The following is a 20,488-nucleotide window of genomic DNA, read 5'->3' on the forward strand; positions in this document are numbered from 1 at the left end:
GGCTAAATACTACCTAGCGACCGATAGTGAACCAGTACCGTGAGGGAAAGGTGAAAAGCACCCCGGGAGGGGAGTGAAATAGTACCTGAAACCGTGTGCTTACAAATAGTCGGAGCCCGTTAAAAGGGTGACGGCGTGCCTTTTGTAGAATGAACCGGCGAGTTACGGTAGCGTGCGAGGTTAAGTCGAAGAGACGGAGCCGCAGCGAAAGCGAGTCTGAATAGGGCGCAAGTACGTTGCCGTAGACCCGAAACCGTGTGATCTAGCCATGTCCAGGGTGAAGGTAGGGTAACACCTACTGGAGGCCCGAACCCACGCACGTTGAAAAGTGCGGGGATGAGGTGTGGCTAGCGGTGAAATTCCAATCGAACTCGGAGATAGCTGGTTCTCCCCGAAATAGCTTTAGGGCTAGCCTCGGAATAAGAGTCTTGGAGGTAGAGCACTGATTGGGCTAGGGGCCCTCATCGGGTTACCGAACTCAGTCAAACTCCGAATGCCAATGACTTATGTCCGGGAGTCAGACGGTGAGTGCTAAGATCCATCGTCAAAAGGGAAACAGCCCAGACCATCAGCTAAGGTCCCCAAGTATACGTTAAGTGGGAAACGATGTGGAGTTGCCCAGACAACCAGGATGTTGGCTTAGAAGCAGCCACCATTTAAAGAGTGCGTAATAGCTCACTGGTCGAGTGACTCTGCGCGGAAAATGTAACGGGGCTAAACGTATCACCGAAGCTATGGCAGTCCTTACGGACTGGGTAGGGGAGCGTTCCAAGCAGCAGTGAAGCCGTACTGGAAAGAGCGGTGGAGCGCTTGGAAGTGAGAATGCCGGTGTAAGTAGCGAAAAGACAAGTGAGAATCTTGTCCACCGAAAGCCTAAGGGTTCCTGGGGAAGGCTCGTCCTCCCAGGGTTAGTCGGGACCTAAGCTGAGGCCGAAAGGCGTAGGCGATGGACAACAGGTTGATATTCCTGTACCACCTCTGTTCCGCTTGAGCAATGGCGTGACGCAGGAGGATAGGGTGAGCGGCCTACTGGATGGCCGTCCAAGCAGTGAGCCTGGTGTGTAGGCAAATCCGCACACCGTAAGGGCAAGCTGTGATGGCGAGGGAAATTTTAGTACCGAAGTCCCTGATTTCACACTGCCAAGAAAAGCGTCTAGCGAGGAACAAGGTGCCCGTACCGCAAACCGACACAGGTAGGCGAGGAGAGAATCCTAAGGTGCGCGGGATAACTCTTGCTAAGGAACTCGGCAAAATGGCCCCGTAACTTCGGGAGAAGGGGCGCCCCGGTAGGGTTTATAGCCCGAGGGGGCCGCAGTGAAAAGGCCCAAGCGACTGTTTAGCAAAAACACAGGTCTCTGCGAAGCCGCAAGGCGAAGTATAGGGGCTGACGCCTGCCCGGTGCTGGAAGGTTAAGGGGATGAGTTAGCGCAAGCGAAGCTTTGAACCGAAGCCCCAGTAAACGGCGGCCGTAACTATAACGGTCCTAAGGTAGCGAAATTCCTTGTCGGGTAAGTTCCGACCCGCACGAAAGGCGTAACGACTTGGGCGCTGTCTCGGCAAGAGACCCGGTGAAATCATAATACCTGTGAAGATGCAGGTTACCCGCGACAAGACGGAAAGACCCCATGGAGCTTTACTGTAGCCTGGTATTGGAACTTTGTGCATCATGTACAGGATAGGTGGGAAGCTGAGAAGCAGGGGCGCCAGCCTCTGTGGAGCTGTCGGTGGGATACCACCCTTGATGTACGGAGTTTCTAACTCGTCGCCCTTATCGGGCGAGAGGACCATGCCAGGTGGGCAGTTTGACTGGGGCGGTCGCCTCCCAAAAGGTAACGGAGGCGCCCAAAGGTTCCCTCAGAATGGTCGGAAATCATTCGTAGAGTGTAAAGGCAGAAGGGAGCTTGACTGCGAGACCTACAAGTCGAGCAGGGACGAAAGTCGGGCTTAGTGATCCGGTGGTTCCGCATGGAAGGGCCATCGCTCAACGGATAAAAGCTACCCTGGGGATAACAGGCTTATCTCCCCCAAGAGTCCACATCGACGGGGAGGTTTGGCACCTCGATGTCGGCTCATCGCATCCTGGGGCTGAAGTAGGTCCCAAGGGTTGGGCTGTTCGCCCATTAAAGCGGTACGCGAGCTGGGTTCAGAACGTCGTGAGACAGTTCGGTCCCTATCTGTCGCGGGCGCAGGAAGTTTGAGGAGAGCTGTCCTTAGTACGAGAGGACCGGGATGGACGCACCGCTGGTGCACCAGTTGTCACGCCAGTGGCACAGCTGGGTAGCTATGTGCGGACGGGATAAGCGCTGAAAGCATCTAAGCGTGAAGCCCCCTCCAAGATGAGACTTCCCACAGCGTTAAGCTGGTAAGACCCCTCATAGACGATGAGGTTGATAGGTTCGGTGTGGAAGCGCGGCAACGCGTGGAGCTGACGAATACTAATCGGTCGAGGGCTTATCCACACAATCCTTGCATACATGCGTATTCAGTTTTGAAGGAATGAACGAGCCATCCGGGTAGGGTGGTTTTTTTGTTGAGAATAGGATGAAGAAAACCTTCTTGCTTTCGGCAGCGAGAAGGTTTTTTTCTAAGAAACGTGTATCTGACTGAGACAAAGTTCACGGATGCGCATAGAGCGAGTTTTTTTGTTGAACTTGCCTCATAATAACAGTGGGAAAAGATTCGATGTGGTACTCCAGAAACTCCTCAAGAAGGACACGCTCTGCGTAATCATGAGTGAACGTGATTTCGCCCCACCACTCTGTTTCGTAACGGCAGAGCATGCTGAGCAGGTATAGCAGCAAGTAATGGCTGGCCCATTCAGGAAGGGGCAGCGTGTTTGCGGAACCGTTCCAAAAAAACAGTTCATCACCCAGAACACGGAACAAGGGATGTTGCTCCAGGGTATAAAGGGCGGAATGAGGAAGGAGCAGTTCTTTGCCCGTTCCCTTTTTCCAATGAAGTCGTTCTGCATGCCACCCAGCAGGTGCCAGGCGGCGGATGTACTGCGCAAACGTATCGCACGAGTAAGCCAAAGGGCCGTCCTGTTTTTCCGGGAAAACGATGGACATCCAGGACTCGCATGAACCCATAGAATGCCCGTCGGCAGAGTCCGCTGAAGGCGAATGGATGCATGAGTTCAGCTTCAGGCGAAGCCAGAGCGGTTGGGCATGGGTGAGCAAAGCGATCGTCTGGCTGACCCCGGGCATCGAGGTCACAAGTTCGCGGACGACATAGCGGTCCTGCAAAGGAGAAAGCTCGAATACATGGGCAAGATGGGCAAAAAAACCCTCTTTTTGCGGTCGGATCTCGTCCTCAATCAATGAGTACGTGCTGCGCTTGAGCCTCCTGGTCGTAACCCCATGCTGAAGCACCCGGCTGTTTTGCGGATAGGCGGGATCACGGGTCAAAAGCATTCCTTTTAGCAAATGGGCAGAACCATAAAATAGGAGCAACGGCCGTACAGATAGTTCGGCTGTTTCGGCAGTCCTGTAATATTGTCGGGCTTGCTTCCAAAAATAGAGGAAACGCGTGCTGTTTTGAAAGGCTAACCGATCGGCGTGTTCCAACTCTATACCTTCATAGCAGGCAGTCAAAAACTTCCGCGCCGTCGGCTCCGCCTCCAAAAATTGGAACGTTTTCCACGCATGGTCCATTAGAATTCACCTTCGATAATTTTCGTATGTAAGATGCAATTGCCTGTGATTTTTTTGATTTATCTGGATAATCTACTCCATACCCGAACGTTGTACGCATTTCTTGACAGTAAATTATGGCGTTTGCTAAACTGTCTTAAACTATCACCGAGGGGAGACTGCTACTGTGCGGGAAGATAAATTTGTAAAAGAGGGTCTAACATTTGATGACGTATTGCTCATTCCGGCAAGATCGGAAGTGTTGCCAAGGGATGTTGACTTAAAAACGAGATTGAGCGATTCCGTTATTTTGAACATTCCCCTGATCAGTGCCGGCATGGATACGGTGACGGAATCAGCCCTTGCCATTGCGATGGCGCGCCAGGGCGGTATCGGGATCATCCATAAAAATATGACCGTCGAGCAGCAGGCGAGTGAAGTCGACCGCGTCAAACGCTCGGAAAGCGGAGTCATCACCAATCCGTTTTCGTTGACCCAAAACCATACGGTGCAGGACGCTGATGCGCTGATGGGCAAATACCGCATTTCCGGGGTGCCAATCGTAGACGAGGGAAACCGCCTGATTGGGATTTTGACGAACCGCGACCTTCGTTTCGTGCACGATTTCTCTACGCCTATCCGTGAAGTGATGACCAAGGACAACCTGGTGACTGCACCGGTAGGGACGACCCTCCACCAGGCGGAAGCCATCCTGCAAAAGCATAAGATCGAAAAGCTTCCATTGGTGGACGAGCAGAACATCCTCAAAGGCCTGATCACCATCAAGGACATCGAAAAGGCGATCCAATATCCGAATGCGGCGAAAGACCCGCAAGGCCGCCTGTTGTGTGGTGCAGCGGTAGGTGTATCCGCCGACACGTTCGATCGCTCGGCTGCTTTGGTCAAAGCGGGTGTGGACGTGCTGGTAGTGGATACCGCGCATGGCCATTCCAAAGGGGTCATCGAGACCGTCAAGGAATTGAGAAAGCTGTATCCGGAGCTCACCATCGTGGCAGGGAACGTCGCCACAGGGGAAGCGACACGCGACCTGATCGAAGCTGGGGCTTCCGTCGTAAAGGTCGGGATCGGTCCCGGCTCGATTTGTACCACTCGTGTAGTAGCAGGTATCGGGGTTCCGCAAATTACCGCGATTCACGACTGTGCCCGTGTAGCTCGAGAGTACAATATTCCAATTATTGCCGACGGGGGCATCAAATACTCGGGCGATTTGCCAAAAGCGATTGCAGCCGGCGCTTCCGCTATTATGATCGGCAGCTTGTTTGCGGGTACCGAGGAAAGCCCGGGAGAATTTGAGATCTTCCAGGGCCGCCGCTTCAAGGTATACCGCGGGATGGGATCCATTGGCGCCATGAAAGCAGGCAGCAAGGATCGTTACTTCCAGGAAAATGAGCAAAAGCTGGTTCCAGAGGGAATCGAGGGACGCGTCCCTTACAAAGGACCGTTGGCAGACGTGACCTATCAGCTGATTGGTGGATTGCGTGCAGGCATGGGGTATTGCGGAGCGAAAACAATCAACGATCTAATCGAAAACGCCCAGTTTGTGCGCATCACCGGTGCCGGCCTTCGTGAAAGCCACCCGCATGACGTGCAGATTACGAAGGAAGCTCCAAACTACTCAATTTCCTAAGAAACGTTTAGTACACAAGACCTAAACCCCCCTTTCCTTCTAAATGAAAGGGGGGTTATTTCATAGATTTCCATAATCCACAGGTGCAAACAAGCTTCAAGCATGCCTATTACCTATGGTAAACTAAAAATGTTGTGCTTGTTTTAGCAAGGAAGCCAGAAAATCGACAGAAATGGGAGAGTGAGAGAAACTGATGAAACGAAAGACATGGACCAAGCGATTAACAGGTCTGTTCCTTTCTGTCGCTGTATTTGCTACAGCCATGGGAGGAGCCGCGACGAAGGCCGATGCAGCACCCGAAGCCAATCTACAACTGGCAGCCAAATCTGCCATTCTCTTAGAAGCATCCACGGGGAAAATTTTGTACAGCATGAATCCGGACATACCATTACCTCCTGCCAGCATGAGTAAAATGATGTCGGAGTATTTGGTGCAAGAGGCCGTCAAGCAAAAGAAGATCAGCTGGGACGAGCAAGTGCCGGTAAGCGAGTACGCTTTTTATGTAGCGAAGATCTCTGACGCATCCGGTGTCTACTTGAATATGGGAGAGTCGTTTTCCGTCCGAGACTTGTACAAGGCGATGGCTGTCGTATCGGCAAACGATGCTACCGTGCTGTTGGCCGAAAAAGTAGCCGGCAGCGAAGCCAACTTCGTGCAAATGATGAACAAGAAGGCAAAAGAACTGGGCATGACCAACACCTCGTTTGTGACTTCTACAGGGCTGCCCGCGAACGAACTGGGGCCGTACTCCGTTCAAACCGATCAGGTGGAAAACCTGATGTCTGCCCGTGACTCGGCGATTCTCGCCCGTGCTTTGATCCGCGATTTCCCGGAAGCGCTCGAGGTATCCAAAATTCCTCGTCTGACGTTCCGTCCAAGTAAGCCAAATGAGAAAAAAGCAAACTACAACTGGATGCTTCCTGATCTGAACAACTACTACCCAGGCGTGGACGGTTTGAAGACCGGATATACCGCCCTTGCAAAGTATTGCTTCACCGGTACGGCAACTCGCGACAACATGCGCCTCATTTCCGTCGTCATGGGTGCCGATAGCGAAACCAAACGCTTTGTGGAAACGAAAAAGATGTTCGACTACGGTTTCAGCAACTTCAAGCTCACGAAGCAAATGGACAAGGGTGCCACCGTCAAAGGCTTCGAGACCGCTCCTTTGAAAAACGGTGTGGATCTGACAGTGGGCGCAGTAACCGGCAAAGAAGTAAACGTAGTGACCAAAATCGGTTCGGATGCGAAATTCACTCCGACCGTCACCTTCCAGAACCTCACCGCTCCAATCAAGCAAGGCCAAGTGATCGGTAAGCTGGCCTTGAAAGAAGAAGGAGCAAAGGACAGCGATTACCTGCAGCCGGAGGACGCTCAAAACGCGGGCGTAGACATCGTGGCAAGTCAGGAAGTCGAGGAAGGCAGCTGGATTCGCCTGTTCTTCCGCAGCATCATCCAATTTTTCAGCAATCTGTTCAGCAGTGCCACAGGCAAGTAAATCACCAACCCCATCTCATGACGAGGTGGGGTTTTCTTTTTGCATTTTTTTGAACTGCAGAAATAAGTGTTGTTTTTTTCACCCGGTTTCGTTTACAATGGCCTTAGCTAACGAGGCATAACACCACATAACACTTTGAATCTCACTTCATGTTATAGGGGGAAGCAAAATGGTACAAGTAGGAACATCCCGCGTAAAAAAAGGTATGGCTGAAATGCAAAAGGGCGGCGTCATCATGGACGTCGTGAATGCGGAGCAGGCGAAGATTGCGGAAGCTGCCGGGGCTGTTGCGGTCATGGCATTGGAGCGCGTGCCCTCCGACATTCGCGCGGCGGGCGGCGTAGCTCGTATGGCTGATCTGAGCATTGTGGAAGAAGTGTTGAATGCTGTATCGATTCCTGTCATGGCCAAAGCGCGTATCGGCCATTTCGTGGAAGCGCGTGTTCTGGAGTCCATGGGCGTGGATTACCTCGATGAAAGCGAAGTACTGACCCCTGCGGACGATTTGTACCATATCAATAAAAAAGACTTCACGGTTCCGTTCGTATGTGGTGCCCGCGACCTGGGTGAAGCGCTGCGCCGCATCGGCGAAGGGGCATCCATGATCCGGACCAAGGGCGAGCCGGGAACTGGGAACATCGTGGAAGCCGTTCGCCATATGCGTACGATGATGGCACAGATTCGCAAAGTCCAGGCGATGTCCTACGACGAGCTGATGGCCGAAGCGAAAAATCTGGGTGCGCCTTACGAGCTGCTGGAGCAAGTGCACAAAACAGGGAAGCTGTCGGTCGTCAACTTCGCAGCAGGCGGCGTAGCAACTCCTGCGGATGCGGCCCTGATGATGCAGCTCGGTTCTGATGGCGTATTCGTCGGCTCCGGTATCTTCAAATCCGAAAATCCGGAGAAATTCGCCCGCGCGATCGTGGAAGCGACGACCCACTACGACGATTACGAATTGATCGCCCGCGTATCCAAAGGTTTGGGAAGTGCGATGACCGGCATCGAAATTTCCAAAATCCGTGAAGCCGATCGCATGCAAGAGCGCGGCTGGTAAGGTGAGCGATATGAAAATCGGTGTACTGGCCTTGCAAGGAGCGGTAGCAGAGCACGTAGGCATGCTGGAGCAAGCGGGAGCTACGGCCGTTGCCGTGAAGAAGGTGGAAGAGCTCGACGATTTGGACGGACTGGTCATTCCGGGCGGAGAGAGCACGACGATCGGCAAGCTGATGAACAAGTACGGCTTCATGGAAGCGATCCGCCGATTTGGAGCAGAGAAGAAACCGATTTTCGGGACATGTGCCGGAGCGATCCTCCTGGCGAACCGGGTCAACGGCCAGGAGGAAGCTCATCTTGGCCTGATGGATATGAAAGTGGAGCGCAATGCGTTTGGCCGGCAAAAGGAAAGCTTTGAGGTAACGATGCCTGTAGCGGGTGTGGCCGCTGATTACCCGATGGTGTTTATCCGAGCGCCTTATATCATGGAAGTCGGGGAAAACGGTCAGGTGCTGGCGAAATACGAAGAAAAAATCGTAGCAGCGCGGGATCGGCACTATCTGGCGGCGGCCTTTCATCCGGAATTGACCGATGATATTCGGTTGCATCGATACTTCCTCGATATGGTGAGGGAGTATCGCAGCTAACGAAGGGAATACGGCTTGCCACCCTTTTTCCGGGTGAGAAAGCAGGGGCACGAGCGGGAACAAAAGACCGGCATGAGTGGATGCCGGTCTTCTCTTTGCTTATGCCTCCAAAGAGCCGCCCTTGAACAGGAAAAACTGGTGGAAGTCAGGATAGCCGCCCTTTACATAGGTATAGAACATGTAGTACAGTTAACAATAGTAGAAGAAATGGATGAAAGAATGCGATGATGAGAACAAGTACTTCGCAATTGCCTGGCCTAGAGAGTCGGTGGTAGGTGCAAACCGATCCGGTGTGCGAAGGAATCCATCTCGGAGTGGCAAAGGATCAACTTTGCCCGGTCCCGTCCCGTTAAGACGGAAGAGTGGACAGATGCGACGAGTATGAGTGCATTTGTCAACAAGGGTGGCAACGCGGGTATACAACACTCGTCCCTTACCAGGGGACGGGTGTTTTTTGTTTTTCGAAAATCGATTCGGAGGGATTCTCATGTTGGACGTAAAAGTATTGCGCCAGGATCTGGAGGAAGTAAGACGCCGCTTGGCCCATCGCAATGAAGATATTTCGGCATTGGACCAATTTGCGGAAGTGGACGAAAAACGCCGCCAGCTGATTCAGGAAGCGGATACGTTGAAAAACAAGCGAAATACCGTCTCGGAGCAAGTGGCGGTGATGAAGCGCAACAAGGAAAACGCAGACCATTTGATCGCCGAAATGAAAGAAGTAAACGAACGCATCAAAGCGCTGGACGAAGAGCTGCGTCAGCTGGATGAGCAGCTGGAATTCATCTTGCTGAGCCTGCCAAACCTGCCGCATGAAAGCGTTCCGGTAGGCACTTCGGAAGACGACAACGTGGTCGCTTGGACATGGGGAGAGCCGCGGCAGTTTGATTTTGAACCAAAGCCGCACTGGGATCTGGCCAGCCAGGCAGGGATTCTCGATTTTGAGGCAGCGGCAAAAGTAACCGGCAGCCGTTTCGTATTTTACAAAGGCATGGGCGCTCGTCTGGAGCGTGCCCTGATGAACTTCATGCTCGATTTGCACGCCAATGAACACGGCTACGAAGAAGTCATCCCGCCGTACATCGTCAACCGCACGAGCATGACGGGGACCGGGCAATTGCCTAAGTTCGAAGAGGACGCGTTCAAACTGGAAGGACCGGATTATTTCCTGATCCCGACAGCGGAAGTTCCGGTGACCAACATGCACCGTGACGAGATCATGGATGGAGCAGACCTGCCTCGCTACTATGCGGCGTACAGCGCTTGTTTCCGTTCGGAAGCGGGCTCGGCTGGGCGCGACACGCGCGGACTCATTCGCCAGCATCAGTTCAACAAAGTCGAACTGGTCAAATTCGTCAAGCCGGAGGAATCGTACGACGAGCTGGACAAATTGGTGAAAAACGCAGAGAAAGTCCTGCAGCTCCTCGGATTGCCATACCGGGTCCTCTCGATGTGCACGGGCGACCTCGGCTTTACGGCTGCCAAGAAGTTTGACCTCGAAGTATGGATTCCAAGCAACAACATGTACCGGGAAATCTCGTCGTGCTCGAATTTCGAAGATTACCAGGCTCGTCGTGCGAATATCCGCTTCCGCCGCGACACCAAATCGAAGCCGGAATTCGTGCATACACTGAATGGATCGGGCCTCGCGATTGGCCGAACCGTCGCTGCCATTTTGGAAAACTACCAGGAGGCGGACGGCACGATCGTCATTCCGGAGGTGCTGCGTCCGTATATGGGCGGAGTCGAAAAGATCTCGCCGAAATAAGAAGAAGCCTCAGAGCGACAGCTCTTGTTCCTACGGGACAAGGGCTGTTTTTTTATTCGGTAAGACATACCAAGACAACGAACAAGAGAGAAAGTGAGACTTGTACACTTGGGGTGCAAAAAGCTTGCCGGGGGCAAGTTTCCAATGGCACTAGACCCTGGTGGCGCAGGCCTTGATGCCGCAAAAGATACGAAGCCGCCGTTGTGTTATAACACAGAAAGAATTTTCTAAAAATGGTGTTGCACTGTACCAATTGCTGTTATATAATAAAAACAAATCTTCCGAGTATTGTTTTAATACAGAATAAAGATGTGGAGGGAATGGAAAATGGACTGCTACCGTTGCGAAGGAAATGGCGAACAAAATTGCACGAGGTGTGGGGGAGTAGGCCACGACGAAAGTGGGGCGGCTTGCCATCATTGTCTTGGAGTCGGGCATGTCATCTGCAGTCATTGCAGTGGCAGCGGATATCAGGAGTAAGACCATTTTTTTTGAACCGACTGTACTATAATAATTCAACAAAAAAATATCTGTATCATAATAACGTTCTGTAAAAGGAGGAGGAGATGTTTTGACTACTATACCGACCAATCCGTATCCACTGGAGCTGAGCATCACTGGTGAAATGCACGAAGGGTATCGAGAAATTCTCACGCCGGAAGCGATCCAATTCATCATCAAGCTGGAAAGGGAGTTCGGAGACAGGCGGCTGCAGCTGCTCGCCGCACGTCAGGAGCGGCAACAGCAGCTGGACGCCGGAAAACGGCCGGACTTCTTGCCGGAAACCGAGGAGATCCGGAAAGGGGATTGGACGGTAGCCCCCTTGCCTCGTGACTTGCAGGATCGGCGCGTAGAAATTACAGGTCCGGCGGGCGATCGGAAAATGGTCATCAATGCACTCAATTCCGGGGCGCGACTCTTCATGGCCGACTTCGAAGACGCCAACTCGCCTACGTGGGAAAACACAATTCAAGGCCAGATCAATATGAAGGACGCAGTTCGCCGCAACATTTCCTACACCAGCCCCGAAGGCAAGCATTACGCGCTTAACGAAAAAACAGCGGTACTGATCGTCCGTCCCCGGGGATGGCACCTCGATGAAAAGCACATCGCTCTGGACGACAGGCCGATTTCGGGCAGCCTGTTCGACTTTGGACTCTATTTTTACCACAATGTGCAGGCTCTTCTGGCGAACGGCACAGCCCCCTACTTTTATTTGCCCAAGCTGGAAAGCCATCTGGAAGCTCGTCTCTGGAACGATGTGTTCCTTTTCGCCCAGGATGAGCTCCACATTCCACGCGGCACCATCCGGGCCACGGTATTGATCGAGACGATTCTCGCCGCCTTTGAAATGGACGAAATTTTGTACGAGCTGCGCGATCACAGCGCCGGACTCAACTGCGGACGGTGGGATTACATTTTCAGCTACATCAAAAAGCTGCGCAACCAGCCGGATGTCATCACACCCGACCGCGCTCAAGTGACGATGACGGTGCCTTTTATGAAGGCGTACACATCTCTTGCAGTAAAGACATGCCACAGACGGCAGGCGCCTTGCATCGGCGGGATGGCCGCGCAGATTCCGGTCAAGAACGACCCGGTCAAAAATGAAGAGGCGATCGCCAAGGTACGCGCCGACAAAGAGCGGGAGGCATACGACGGGCACGACGGGACATGGGTAGCGCATCCGGCCCTGGTGCCAGTGGCGATGGAAGTGTTCAACCGCCTGATGAGGGAACCCAACCAGATCTGGTACAAACGCGAGGATGTGCAAGTGACGGCCGGCGACCTGCTGGCTGTGCCGGAAGGTGTGATCACCGAGGAAGGGGTCCGCACGAATATCAGTGTCGGTCTGCAATACGTCGAGGCTTGGCTGCGCGGCTTTGGCGCCGTGCCCATCAACAATCTGATGGAGGACGCTGCGACCGCGGAAATTTCCCGGGCACAAGTCTGGCACTGGATTCGTCATCCCCGAGGCGTCTTGCAGGATGGGCGCAAGGTGACGGAGGGCCTGGTCAAACAATGGCTAAGCGAAGAGCTGCAGGCATTGAAAACGGCGATGGGGCCGGAGCGCTACGATGCGAGCAAGCTATCGCAGGCAGGCGAGCTGTTCCTTTCGCTCGTGACCGAGGATGAATTCGAAGACTTCTTGACCGTTCCAGGCTACCGCTATCTTTCCTGAGCAACCTCTATCGAGGCCCTGCCTGCAGAAGAGCAGAGCAGCCGCGATTTAGCAGGTCATAAAAATGATTGATAAAAATTGGAGTGGGGGAAATGAAAATGGGCAAACAAACCAAGCAAGAAGCGATTCAGCAGCTGGAGCAAAGCTGGAAATCCGAGCGTTTCCAGGGGATTACCCGTACTTACACCGCAGAAGACGTGGTCCGTCTGCGCGGATCTGTCCAGATCGAACATACCTTGGCCCGCCTCGGTGCCGAGCGGCTGTGGCAGCTGCTCCATAGCGAGCACCACATCAAGGCGTTGGGCGCTCTTACCGGGAATCAGGCTATCCAACAGGTCAAAGCGGGGCTGAAGGCGATTTACCTCAGCGGCTGGCAAGTGGCGGCAGATGCCAATCTCTCCGGGCAAATGTACCCCGATCAAAGTCTTTACCCAGCCAACAGCGTGCCCCATGTCGTCAAGCGCATCAATCAGGCGCTGCAGCGCGCCGACCAAATCGATCAGTCGGAGGGTGGTACGGACACTTACTGGTTTGCGCCGATCGTGGCTGACGCCGAGGCAGGGTTTGGCGGGCCGCTCAACGTCTTCGAGCTGATGAAAAGCATGATTGAAGCGGGAGCAGCCGGCGTTCATTTCGAGGATCAGCTCGCTTCCGAGAAAAAATGCGGCCATATGGGCGGGAAAGTGCTGATTCCCACCCAGGCGGCAGTTCGCAACCTGATCTCGGCCCGGTTCGCGGCAGACGTGATGGGAGTTCCGACGATCATCGTGGCACGCACCGATGCCAATGGCGCTTTCCTGATCACGAGCGACATCGATGAGCAGGATCGTCCATTCCTTACCGGGGAACGTACCCCCGAAGGATTCTTCCGTCTGCGCGGCGGACTCGATGCGGCGATTGCCCGCGGTCTGGCTTACGCTCCATACGCCGACCTGATCTGGTGCGAGACGTCCGAGCCAAACCTGGAGGAAGCACGCCGTTTTGCCGAAGCCATCCATGCGAAATATCCCGGAAAGCTGCTTGCCTACAACTGCTCGCCGTCCTTCAACTGGAAGAAGAAGCTGGACGAAGCTTCGATCGCACGCTTCCAGGAAGAGTTGGGCGAGATGGGCTACAAATTCCAGTTCGTGACCTTGGCAGGCTTCCACGCCTTGAACTACAGCATGTTCGAGTTGGCCAGAGGCTATCGCGACCGCGGCATGGCGGCATACTCCGAGCTGCAGCAAGCGGAGTTCGCCAGCGAGGTGCACGGCTATACGGCGACCCGCCACCAGCGCGAGGTAGGCACCGGGTACTTCGACGAGGTCGCACAGGTCATCGCAGGAGGGAATTCCTCCACGACGGCATTGACCGGATCGACAGAGGAAGAGCAGTTTGCCCACCAGTGAGGAGGAAAGCCGTTCCTTCGTCCAAAATGAGCAAGCGTGTTTGCCAAAAGAGGGGGATCGGCATATAATAAGAGGGTAAGCAGCAGAACAACTCGTCTGACTGCGCCCGTGTCCTCGTAGCTCAGCAGGATAGAGCGTCAGTTTCCTAAACTGTAGGTCGGAGGTTCGAATCCTCTCGGGGACGCCATTGTAGGGAAAACCTTGGTGTATCAAGGTTTTTTCTTTTTTTATGGCGCTCTGTTGACCAACGGTTTACCTTCTGAAATCAGGTAGACTGTGGTTTCAAGCGGCATGAAACTGTTGGTGTAATTGCCTAGCTTATGAATGACTGTGTTATCTCCTGTAGTCGATGTCAGGAGGAAAAGACATTGGAAACAGGCACAGAAAGCAGAAAAGGGAAAAGAATCGTTCTGCAACGTGGGAAAGCTTCATCAGGGGATATAAGTACGCTTAGAGAGAGCCAGACGACCATTCAAGAGGCGTTTGAACTGTTTGTGTGTATTAAAGAAGCAGAGAATGTAAAAACACGTACAAAGAGCGAATACTATGTCCAGTACCGATACTTTGTGGATTGGCTCCAAGAGCAGCATTCAGAGGTTGTGTACGTGCAAGACGTGTCCACTTCAATGATTCGGTCTTACATCAACTACTTAGCTTATGAAAAGGAGAAATACGAAGGTATACCCTACCGTAGTGAAATGCTCGGTAATCAAAAGGGGTTATGCCTTACACCATCAATATCCGTATACGGTTTCTTAAATGCTGGTTCAACGTACTGGTCAGAGAAAAGCTAGTGCTTGATAGCCCTGTAAAGAACATAAAGTTGATGAAGGTCGATATAGACTTGAAAGACCCTTTGACCGAAGATGAAGTCCGATTGCTACTTCAACAGCCAAATCAGCGACAGTATGCCCAATATCGTGATTATGTGATGCTCATGCTGTTTATCGACAGCGGAATGAGGGTTCAAGAGGTGTGCGCCCTTGATGTTGAGGATATTGACCTTACTACCAGATGTGTTCACTTGCCAGCAAGCAAAAATAAAAATCGGAAATCGAGGGTAATCCTGTTATCAGCGGAAGTCATTCGCCTTCTACAAGAATTGATTACCGAGACACGGCAATATTTCGATACTAATGTCCTTTTTGTCAGCAACTTTGGTGAGAGATTAACACCTGATGGCATAAGAACAAATATCAAAAAATACGCGAAGAGAGCGGGACTTAGAAAGACTGTGTCTCCTCACGCATTTCGAAGGTTTTACGCGAAGCATTCTGCCTTGAACGGAATGGATTTGTTTTCATTACAGCGGATACTGGGACACGCTGATATCACCACCACAAGGCGTTATATACAGCTCAATAATGAGGATTTGGTCCAGCAGCATAATCAGTATAGTCCCTTGTCTAATGTTCTGAGAAAGAAAAGAAGAGAATACTAACCACAACTAAAATGAAACGCAGGAAAGCATGTGATTCCTGCGTTTCATTTTTTCAATATGAATGCTCTTTTTCGTTCTATAGCGTATATTCACTCAAAATAAATTGTGGGTCTAATAAATAATCAATAGGGTACACATCGTCATTTGCTGTAATCAACGCTTTTACTAATCCAACTTTATATGGCCCTGTGATTTCGATGACAAGAAAAGCGTCCCGCTTTTTCGAGAGGGGATAAATCACATTGTTTGAATCAAATACTTTGTTCTCATAATCAAATGTAGAAATGTAGAAGGAAAGCCCTTGCCACTTTGTTTTATAAATCTTAAAGGCTCGATTTACTACTAGGTTGATGAGTTTGTCTTTTGTTAGATTCAATTCAATGCCAATTAAATACCCGTCCTTATCCAAGTCATTACAATATTCCGCATCAATCTCAGTTCCGAGAGCCTGTTTGTAGGTTTTTTCGGACAAACTCATACCTTCAAGGAAATTACTTTTGTCTGATTCTATTTCCAAAGGTATCTGTAATGAATGTTCATCAACATATTGGCTTATTTTATTGTCTTTATCACATAGAAGTTTTTTCAAATTTTCTTTTGGTGGTTGTACATAGATATATCCCATATTACAGTAGGCATCACATGTAATAATCACTAGTGTCAGCTCCATTTCATTTTCACATATTCAAGGCGAGTTTTATCTGACTATAGAATCTAGATAAAAAATACCATCGGCTGCACTTATGAAAAAATCTCAATTGAATTGAGATTTTATTTATAAAACGATTACATTAAAAGGAATTTAGAGAGAGTGTTCTAAATGTTCTAATAAATTCTTTTTAAATCACCGTACTCAAATATATCCTCTAAACCATTGCTAATTACAAGCGAGTTATCTATATCAAAAGTAATCCAACTGTGATTATTGTTAAGATGCTTTATGGCGTAACGAAACATGTCCAATATTTTTTTGTCACTAGGTAGCTTGTCAGTCTTGGATATTATGGTGATACTTTTCCACTCTTTTTATATAAATAATACCATCTTCTTTTAGCTTTGTTTGAAAACTCTTCAATTGTTAGTCTTCCAAATTTGACTTGTAACCAATGACCTCCAAAATCGCATTCAATGTACAATTTGATACCTGGAAAAGCAACATCTAACAAATAATTTCCAACAGCATAATTGATTTTTCCACCAACTACGTTTTTAATTTGAAGTTGTTGTCTGGAACAGGGGCCATTCCCATTCATACTTAATGTTTCTTTAGCTTTGTTTAATATTTCCTTGTTTTGCATGGGATATTTGACGTTATACTTTCTCAGTGTTGTATTAATCTGTTTCATTCTTACCTTTGGGTGTAGGGTAGGGCTAACATGTCCATATTTCTCTAAATTCGTTTTCATTATTTTCTCTTTAATCTCTTTATTTTGAGCAGGTGCTTTTGTTCCATACCGCTCCAAGACTGTCTGTTGAACTTTTTCTCTAATCAATCTGCTAACCATACAATTTTCTCCACCATATCTTTTAATACAGGTATCCTTTTGCTTTTGTCTGATTTCTTGAATTTGGTTCGTACTTTCTACTCCATATTTTAGTAAATTACTTTCCTTTATCTTCAGAGGTCTGCATTCATAACAACAATCCTTATTCAAATTCGCCTTTTTATGTTGTGTGGCATAATCTCCATATGCTTTTAGGCTCACGTTTTTTTCACAATAGTCACATAACACTTGAACAATAGCGCGACAACCATCTGTTAATTCATTAATATTAGCTTCAAAAGCATCTCCATATTCAGTGAAGATATATCCCTTTTTTATGTACCATTTTTTATTTCTTTTTGTCCATCTGATACTTATACTTTCATCCAGTAACATGGCACTACCTCCTTGAAGGGATATAATTCCCAAACATGGGAGGATAATTCGTGAATTTAAATTATTTATTCTGCCAAATGCCAAAGAAAGTATTCACCTGTTACAGATATTTTTATGTGATTAACAAAGAACGTGCTGGTGGTTCATGTTGAACGAAAAAAGTCTGTACAGTTGGAAGATAATGGGGTACCAAATAGTGGTGAGTTTCAGCATCAAGAGAGAAAGTTGATTGCATAGGGTTTACGCGATTTCGTAATTCCCTAGGTCGTTTGCTTTTTGGTTTAGGTCTGAGATTGACAGGGATAAAATCGCAACACTTTTTGGAGCAGTAAACCCATTTGCCACGAGAAGGAGAATCGTGTAAAGGGTCTTAGGCTGTCTGTTTCGTAAAATCCGTTCTATTACACCCTTATATAACAATATAGTTAGTACGTTTCAATAAGAGTTTTTCTATTACATTATACATGTACTTATTGTTAAATGAGGGAGGAGTTGAACGGATTTTAAAATTTTACAAAAACGAACTAATAATCGGATGAATCTAAAACAGTGGAATAAGTTATGGAAAAAACACTATGTAAAATGTAAGGGTAAAAAAATTAAGTCCTTTATCATGTAACATGGCAGGTAAATTTGGAATGCAATTGCCAAACCGAATATGAATTACTTTGACCAACACAAATGAGTGCTGGTCTTTTTTTTGCACAAAAAAACTGTTGGAGTGATTGAGATATGAGAGCGGAGACAGATTACTTCTTTTGTTACACCCCCAAGATGATGGCACATCTGAAGAAAAGTGGATTTAGATACATTTGTTCTGCGTTACATGAGAAGAGCGGCAATAGGTTTTGGTTGTTTCAGAGAAGTCCAGGAATGCAAGAGTGTATTGATAGTTTTAAGGGATAGGATTTTGCCAGTGGATAATCAATCGTATGGGATAAATAGACAGGAGAGATGGCGAAATGGCGAGAAAACGACAAGCATTCTTTACAGCTGTATTTTGCAACTCAAAAATGCAGAGTTTGGCGGCCAATTTATGCAGAACACTGCCAACATCAATACAAAAGAATTTAGGAAGACTTCATGCTGGATAGAGCATGGCGCAGTCGGTAGCTTTCTCCGGTAAACGCCAGAATATGGGCGTGGTGGACGAGGCGATCCACAAGGGCTGCCGTCAATCGCGTATCTCCAAACACCGTATTCCACTGCCCAAACTCCAAATTCGACGTCACAATCACACTGTTTCTCTCATAGCAGGCCGAGATAACATGAAACAACAGCTCAGCCCCCGTTTGGTGAAAGGGAACAAACCCAACCTCGTCCAAAATCAACAACTCACAGTCTGCCAGTTCTTTTTGAAACCGCATCAGTGCCCCATTCGCGTGTTTTTCCTGCAAGAGCGCAACCAGATCGGGAACACGGAAGAATCGAACGGCATATCCCCTTCGGCACGCCTCTACGCCAAGCGCTGTTGCCAGATGGGTCTTCCCCGTGCCCACTTTTCCCAGCATCAGCACATTTTCCTTGCGCTCCAAAAAACGTAGGTCGATCAATCCCTCCTTTGTACATGTTTCCGGTAAGGTGACTGCCTCAAAAGCGTAATCTTCCAGTGTCTTCAGTTGGGGAAACGCGGCTTTCTTTATCAGTCGCTTCAGCTTTGTCTCCTCCCGCCGTTGAATCTCCATCCGCAAGACTCCCAGCAAGAAGCTCTCCCGATCTTCAAACGGCACCTGTTCATAGGTTTCCATCACATGCGCCAAATGCAAAGTTTTGCACACCTTTGCCAGCTCTTCTCTCATTCCACCCTCACCCCCAGGATCCGGTCGTACTCATCCAGCATGGGTATCTGCCCGTGAAGGGCAGGGGGTGTATGCGACTCTGAAAACGGTTCCGGGCGGAAAACAGGGTGTTTTATCGCGTAAAGGGCATGCTCCAAGGCAACAGCCAGATGCTCTTGCTGATGCGACAATTCTCCCAGTACTTGCCCGATTTCCTCCAACGTATAGGTGTCGAGCAATCGATGGAGCAGGCGAATTCGTGCTTTTCGTGCATTCATGTCTTCCACCGTCAAAAACGTTTGGAGCGCCTGAGGCATCATGTTGGTAAAGGAAGAATACATCACCGCCCGCGGGCGTTTTTCATATCTCTTCAATACCGCCTTCCAATCTACTGAAATGACTTTCTCCGTATAGGGACGAGGCAATGTCACAATCGGGGTATATGTCCCGTCTGCCGTTAACACCTCCAGCACATCCCACTTGACTTTCACCAAAACCGGCTGCATGGCCCGACACTGCGGCAACGGGAAGAGAGCCGCGTCAAACGACAGCTCAGCGTATTTGTTCAGGTGGCACGTCTCCAGCCGGAAAATCTCCAGCGGTGTCGTCGGCAGCGTCAGCAGCTTGCATTTTTCTTGCTCCCACAACTCGGCAATGGTTTGCTTTTTCACATAGTGAGGGCGCTGCATATCCGCACGGGCAGCTTCCGCCAAATACGTCTCCAGTTGTTCCGGCGTATCGATAACCGGTGGCGGAACACACCAGTTCCGGCGTCCATACCCCACTTTGTTTTCCACATGGCCTTTCTCATGGCCGCTGTATGGATTGCAAAACAGGGGCTCAAAGCGGTAATGGGCGCAGAAACGCCGAAACGCTTCCGTACACTCTCGTTTTCCGCCTTGCTGGATGGACACAACAGCAGCGGACAAGTTGTCAAACCAAATCTTGCGAGGAACCCCTCCCATTTGCTGAAATAGCCGCCCTAAGGCCTCCAGAAAGCATTCCGTGTTTTCTTTCGGAACCGGGAACACAAAGGCGGCATTGCTGTACGGAAACGACAGGGTCAATACTTTCCGCTCCACCAGTTCTCCCGACTTGACCACGTACACCGTCCCGAAGTCAGCCTGAGCTTCTCCACCTGGATGCTCCAAACGCTCAAAATGTTCGGCTCGTTCGGCTGCCATGGCTTTCTTCCGTTTGGAGACATATTCGGATACCGTTCGCTGCCCGCCAGGGAAGCCGTACTCATCCCGTAACCGCTGAAACATGCGGACGGCTGTATGGCGTTGCTTGCGTGGAAGACGCTCATCATCCTCCAGCCATGTGTCAATAATCTCTAAGTACGGTCCCAACACCGGATGGCGGCCTTTTCGCTTGCATACCGGTTCATTCCAATCGTCGCGATCCGCATATTTCTTGGCGGTTCGCCAATTCACCTGGACACGTTCCGCAATTTCCTGAATCGAACACCCTTCGACTTCTCGCAAAAATCGGATATACTGTTGTTGTGGCACTTTCAACATTCCTCTCACTCCCTCAGATTTTCGCCAAATCCAAGGGTAGATTTTGTAGGGGGATGTTGGCAAGTGCCTTTTTCATGGCCTCAGAATTGCGGTGGAACTCTGCAGTTTTC

14 protein-coding genes, 1 tRNA gene, 1 rRNA gene and 1 other annotated feature (1 of these 17 cut by a window edge) are annotated in these 20,488 nt (G+C 50.0%); of the genes, 11 read left to right on the forward strand and 5 right to left on the reverse strand.

Annotation, left to right across the window (positions count from 1 at the left end; genetic code table 11):
* Positions 1-2,459, forward strand: a 23S ribosomal RNA gene (locus RGB73_RS00230); it begins 469 nt to the left of the window's first position.
* A gap of 156 nt (positions 2,460-2,615) precedes the next feature.
* Here RGB73_RS00230 and RGB73_RS00235 read toward each other — a convergent pair.
* Positions 2,616-3,566, reverse strand: a complete 951-nt coding sequence (locus tag RGB73_RS00235) for a YaaC family protein (RefSeq protein WP_310767657.1) — start codon at positions 3,564-3,566, stop codon at positions 2,616-2,618.
* Between the two features lie 253 nt (positions 3,567-3,819).
* Between RGB73_RS00235 and guaB the strand changes: the two genes are divergently transcribed.
* The 10 genes from guaB to RGB73_RS00285 all read left to right on the forward strand — a co-directional run bounded on the left by guaB (position 3,820) and on the right by RGB73_RS00285 (position 15,197).
* Positions 3,820-5,280, forward strand: coding sequence for an IMP dehydrogenase (guaB, locus tag RGB73_RS00240; protein WP_310767659.1), 1,461 nt, complete (start codon positions 3,820-3,822; stop codon positions 5,278-5,280).
* Positions 5,281-5,473: 193 nt separating this feature from the next.
* Positions 5,474-6,778, forward strand: a complete 1,305-nt coding sequence (locus tag RGB73_RS00245) for a D-alanyl-D-alanine carboxypeptidase family protein (protein ID WP_310767661.1) — start codon at positions 5,474-5,476, stop codon at positions 6,776-6,778.
* 169 nt (positions 6,779-6,947) lie between these two features.
* Complete coding sequence (gene pdxS, locus RGB73_RS00250) at positions 6,948-7,832, forward strand: pyridoxal 5'-phosphate synthase lyase subunit PdxS (protein WP_310767663.1); 885 nt, start codon at positions 6,948-6,950, stop codon at positions 7,830-7,832.
* Between the two features lie 10 nt (positions 7,833-7,842).
* Positions 7,843-8,418, forward strand: coding sequence for a pyridoxal 5'-phosphate synthase glutaminase subunit PdxT (pdxT, locus tag RGB73_RS00255; protein WP_310767665.1), 576 nt, complete (start codon positions 7,843-7,845; stop codon positions 8,416-8,418).
* Positions 8,419-8,633: 215 nt separating this feature from the next.
* Positions 8,634-8,855: a binding site (T-box leader), on the forward strand.
* 50 nt (positions 8,856-8,905) lie between these two features.
* Positions 8,906-10,186 (forward strand): serine--tRNA ligase, encoded by a 1,281-nt coding sequence (gene serS / locus RGB73_RS00260; RefSeq protein ID WP_310767667.1) that lies wholly within the window; start codon positions 8,906-8,908, stop codon positions 10,184-10,186.
* Positions 10,187-10,757: 571 nt separating this feature from the next.
* Positions 10,758-12,368 carry a malate synthase A gene (aceB, locus tag RGB73_RS00265; protein WP_310767669.1) on the forward strand — a complete coding sequence of 537 codons (1,611 nt, stop codon included), beginning with the start codon at positions 10,758-10,760 and terminating at the stop codon, positions 12,366-12,368.
* 98 nt (positions 12,369-12,466) lie between these two features.
* Complete coding sequence (gene aceA, locus RGB73_RS00270; RefSeq protein WP_310774030.1) at positions 12,467-13,756, forward strand: isocitrate lyase; 1,290 nt, start codon at positions 12,467-12,469, stop codon at positions 13,754-13,756.
* Between the two features lie 110 nt (positions 13,757-13,866).
* Positions 13,867-13,943: transfer RNA gene (locus RGB73_RS00275), tRNA-Arg, on the forward strand.
* Between the two features lie 181 nt (positions 13,944-14,124).
* A complete protein-coding gene (locus tag RGB73_RS00280) occupies positions 14,125-14,550 on the forward strand; it encodes a hypothetical protein (protein WP_310767671.1) in 426 nt (141 codons plus the stop codon).
* Between the two features lie 50 nt (positions 14,551-14,600).
* Positions 14,601-15,197, forward strand: a complete 597-nt coding sequence (locus RGB73_RS00285) for a tyrosine-type recombinase/integrase (RefSeq protein WP_310767673.1) — start codon at positions 14,601-14,603, stop codon at positions 15,195-15,197.
* Positions 15,198-15,273: 76 nt separating this feature from the next.
* Here RGB73_RS00285 and RGB73_RS00290 read toward each other — a convergent pair whose 3' ends face one another.
* The 4 genes from RGB73_RS00290 to istA all read right to left on the reverse strand — a co-directional run bounded on the left by RGB73_RS00290 (position 15,274) and on the right by istA (position 20,378).
* The gene (locus tag RGB73_RS00290) at positions 15,274-15,867 is read right to left on the reverse strand and encodes a hypothetical protein (protein WP_310767675.1); all 594 of its coding nucleotides are present in this window, start codon (positions 15,865-15,867) and stop codon (positions 15,274-15,276) included.
* A 331-nt stretch (positions 15,868-16,198) separates the two neighbouring features.
* Complete coding sequence (locus tag RGB73_RS00295) at positions 16,199-17,077, reverse strand: DUF7487 domain-containing protein (protein WP_310767677.1); 879 nt, start codon at positions 17,075-17,077, stop codon at positions 16,199-16,201.
* A gap of 1,070 nt (positions 17,078-18,147) precedes the next feature.
* Positions 18,148-18,876, reverse strand: a complete 729-nt coding sequence (istB, locus tag RGB73_RS00300; RefSeq protein WP_023555238.1) for an IS21-like element helper ATPase IstB — start codon at positions 18,874-18,876, stop codon at positions 18,148-18,150.
* Positions 18,873-20,378, reverse strand: a complete 1,506-nt coding sequence (gene istA / locus RGB73_RS00305) for an IS21 family transposase (RefSeq protein WP_024985199.1) — start codon at positions 20,376-20,378, stop codon at positions 18,873-18,875. The genes istB and istA overlap by 4 nt, the downstream gene beginning before the upstream one ends.
* Between the last annotated feature and the right edge of the window lie 110 nt (positions 20,379-20,488).

The sequence above is a fragment of the Brevibacillus brevis genome (assembly GCF_031583145.1).
Classification (GTDB): domain Bacteria; phylum Bacillota; class Bacilli; order Brevibacillales; family Brevibacillaceae; genus Brevibacillus; species Brevibacillus brevis_E.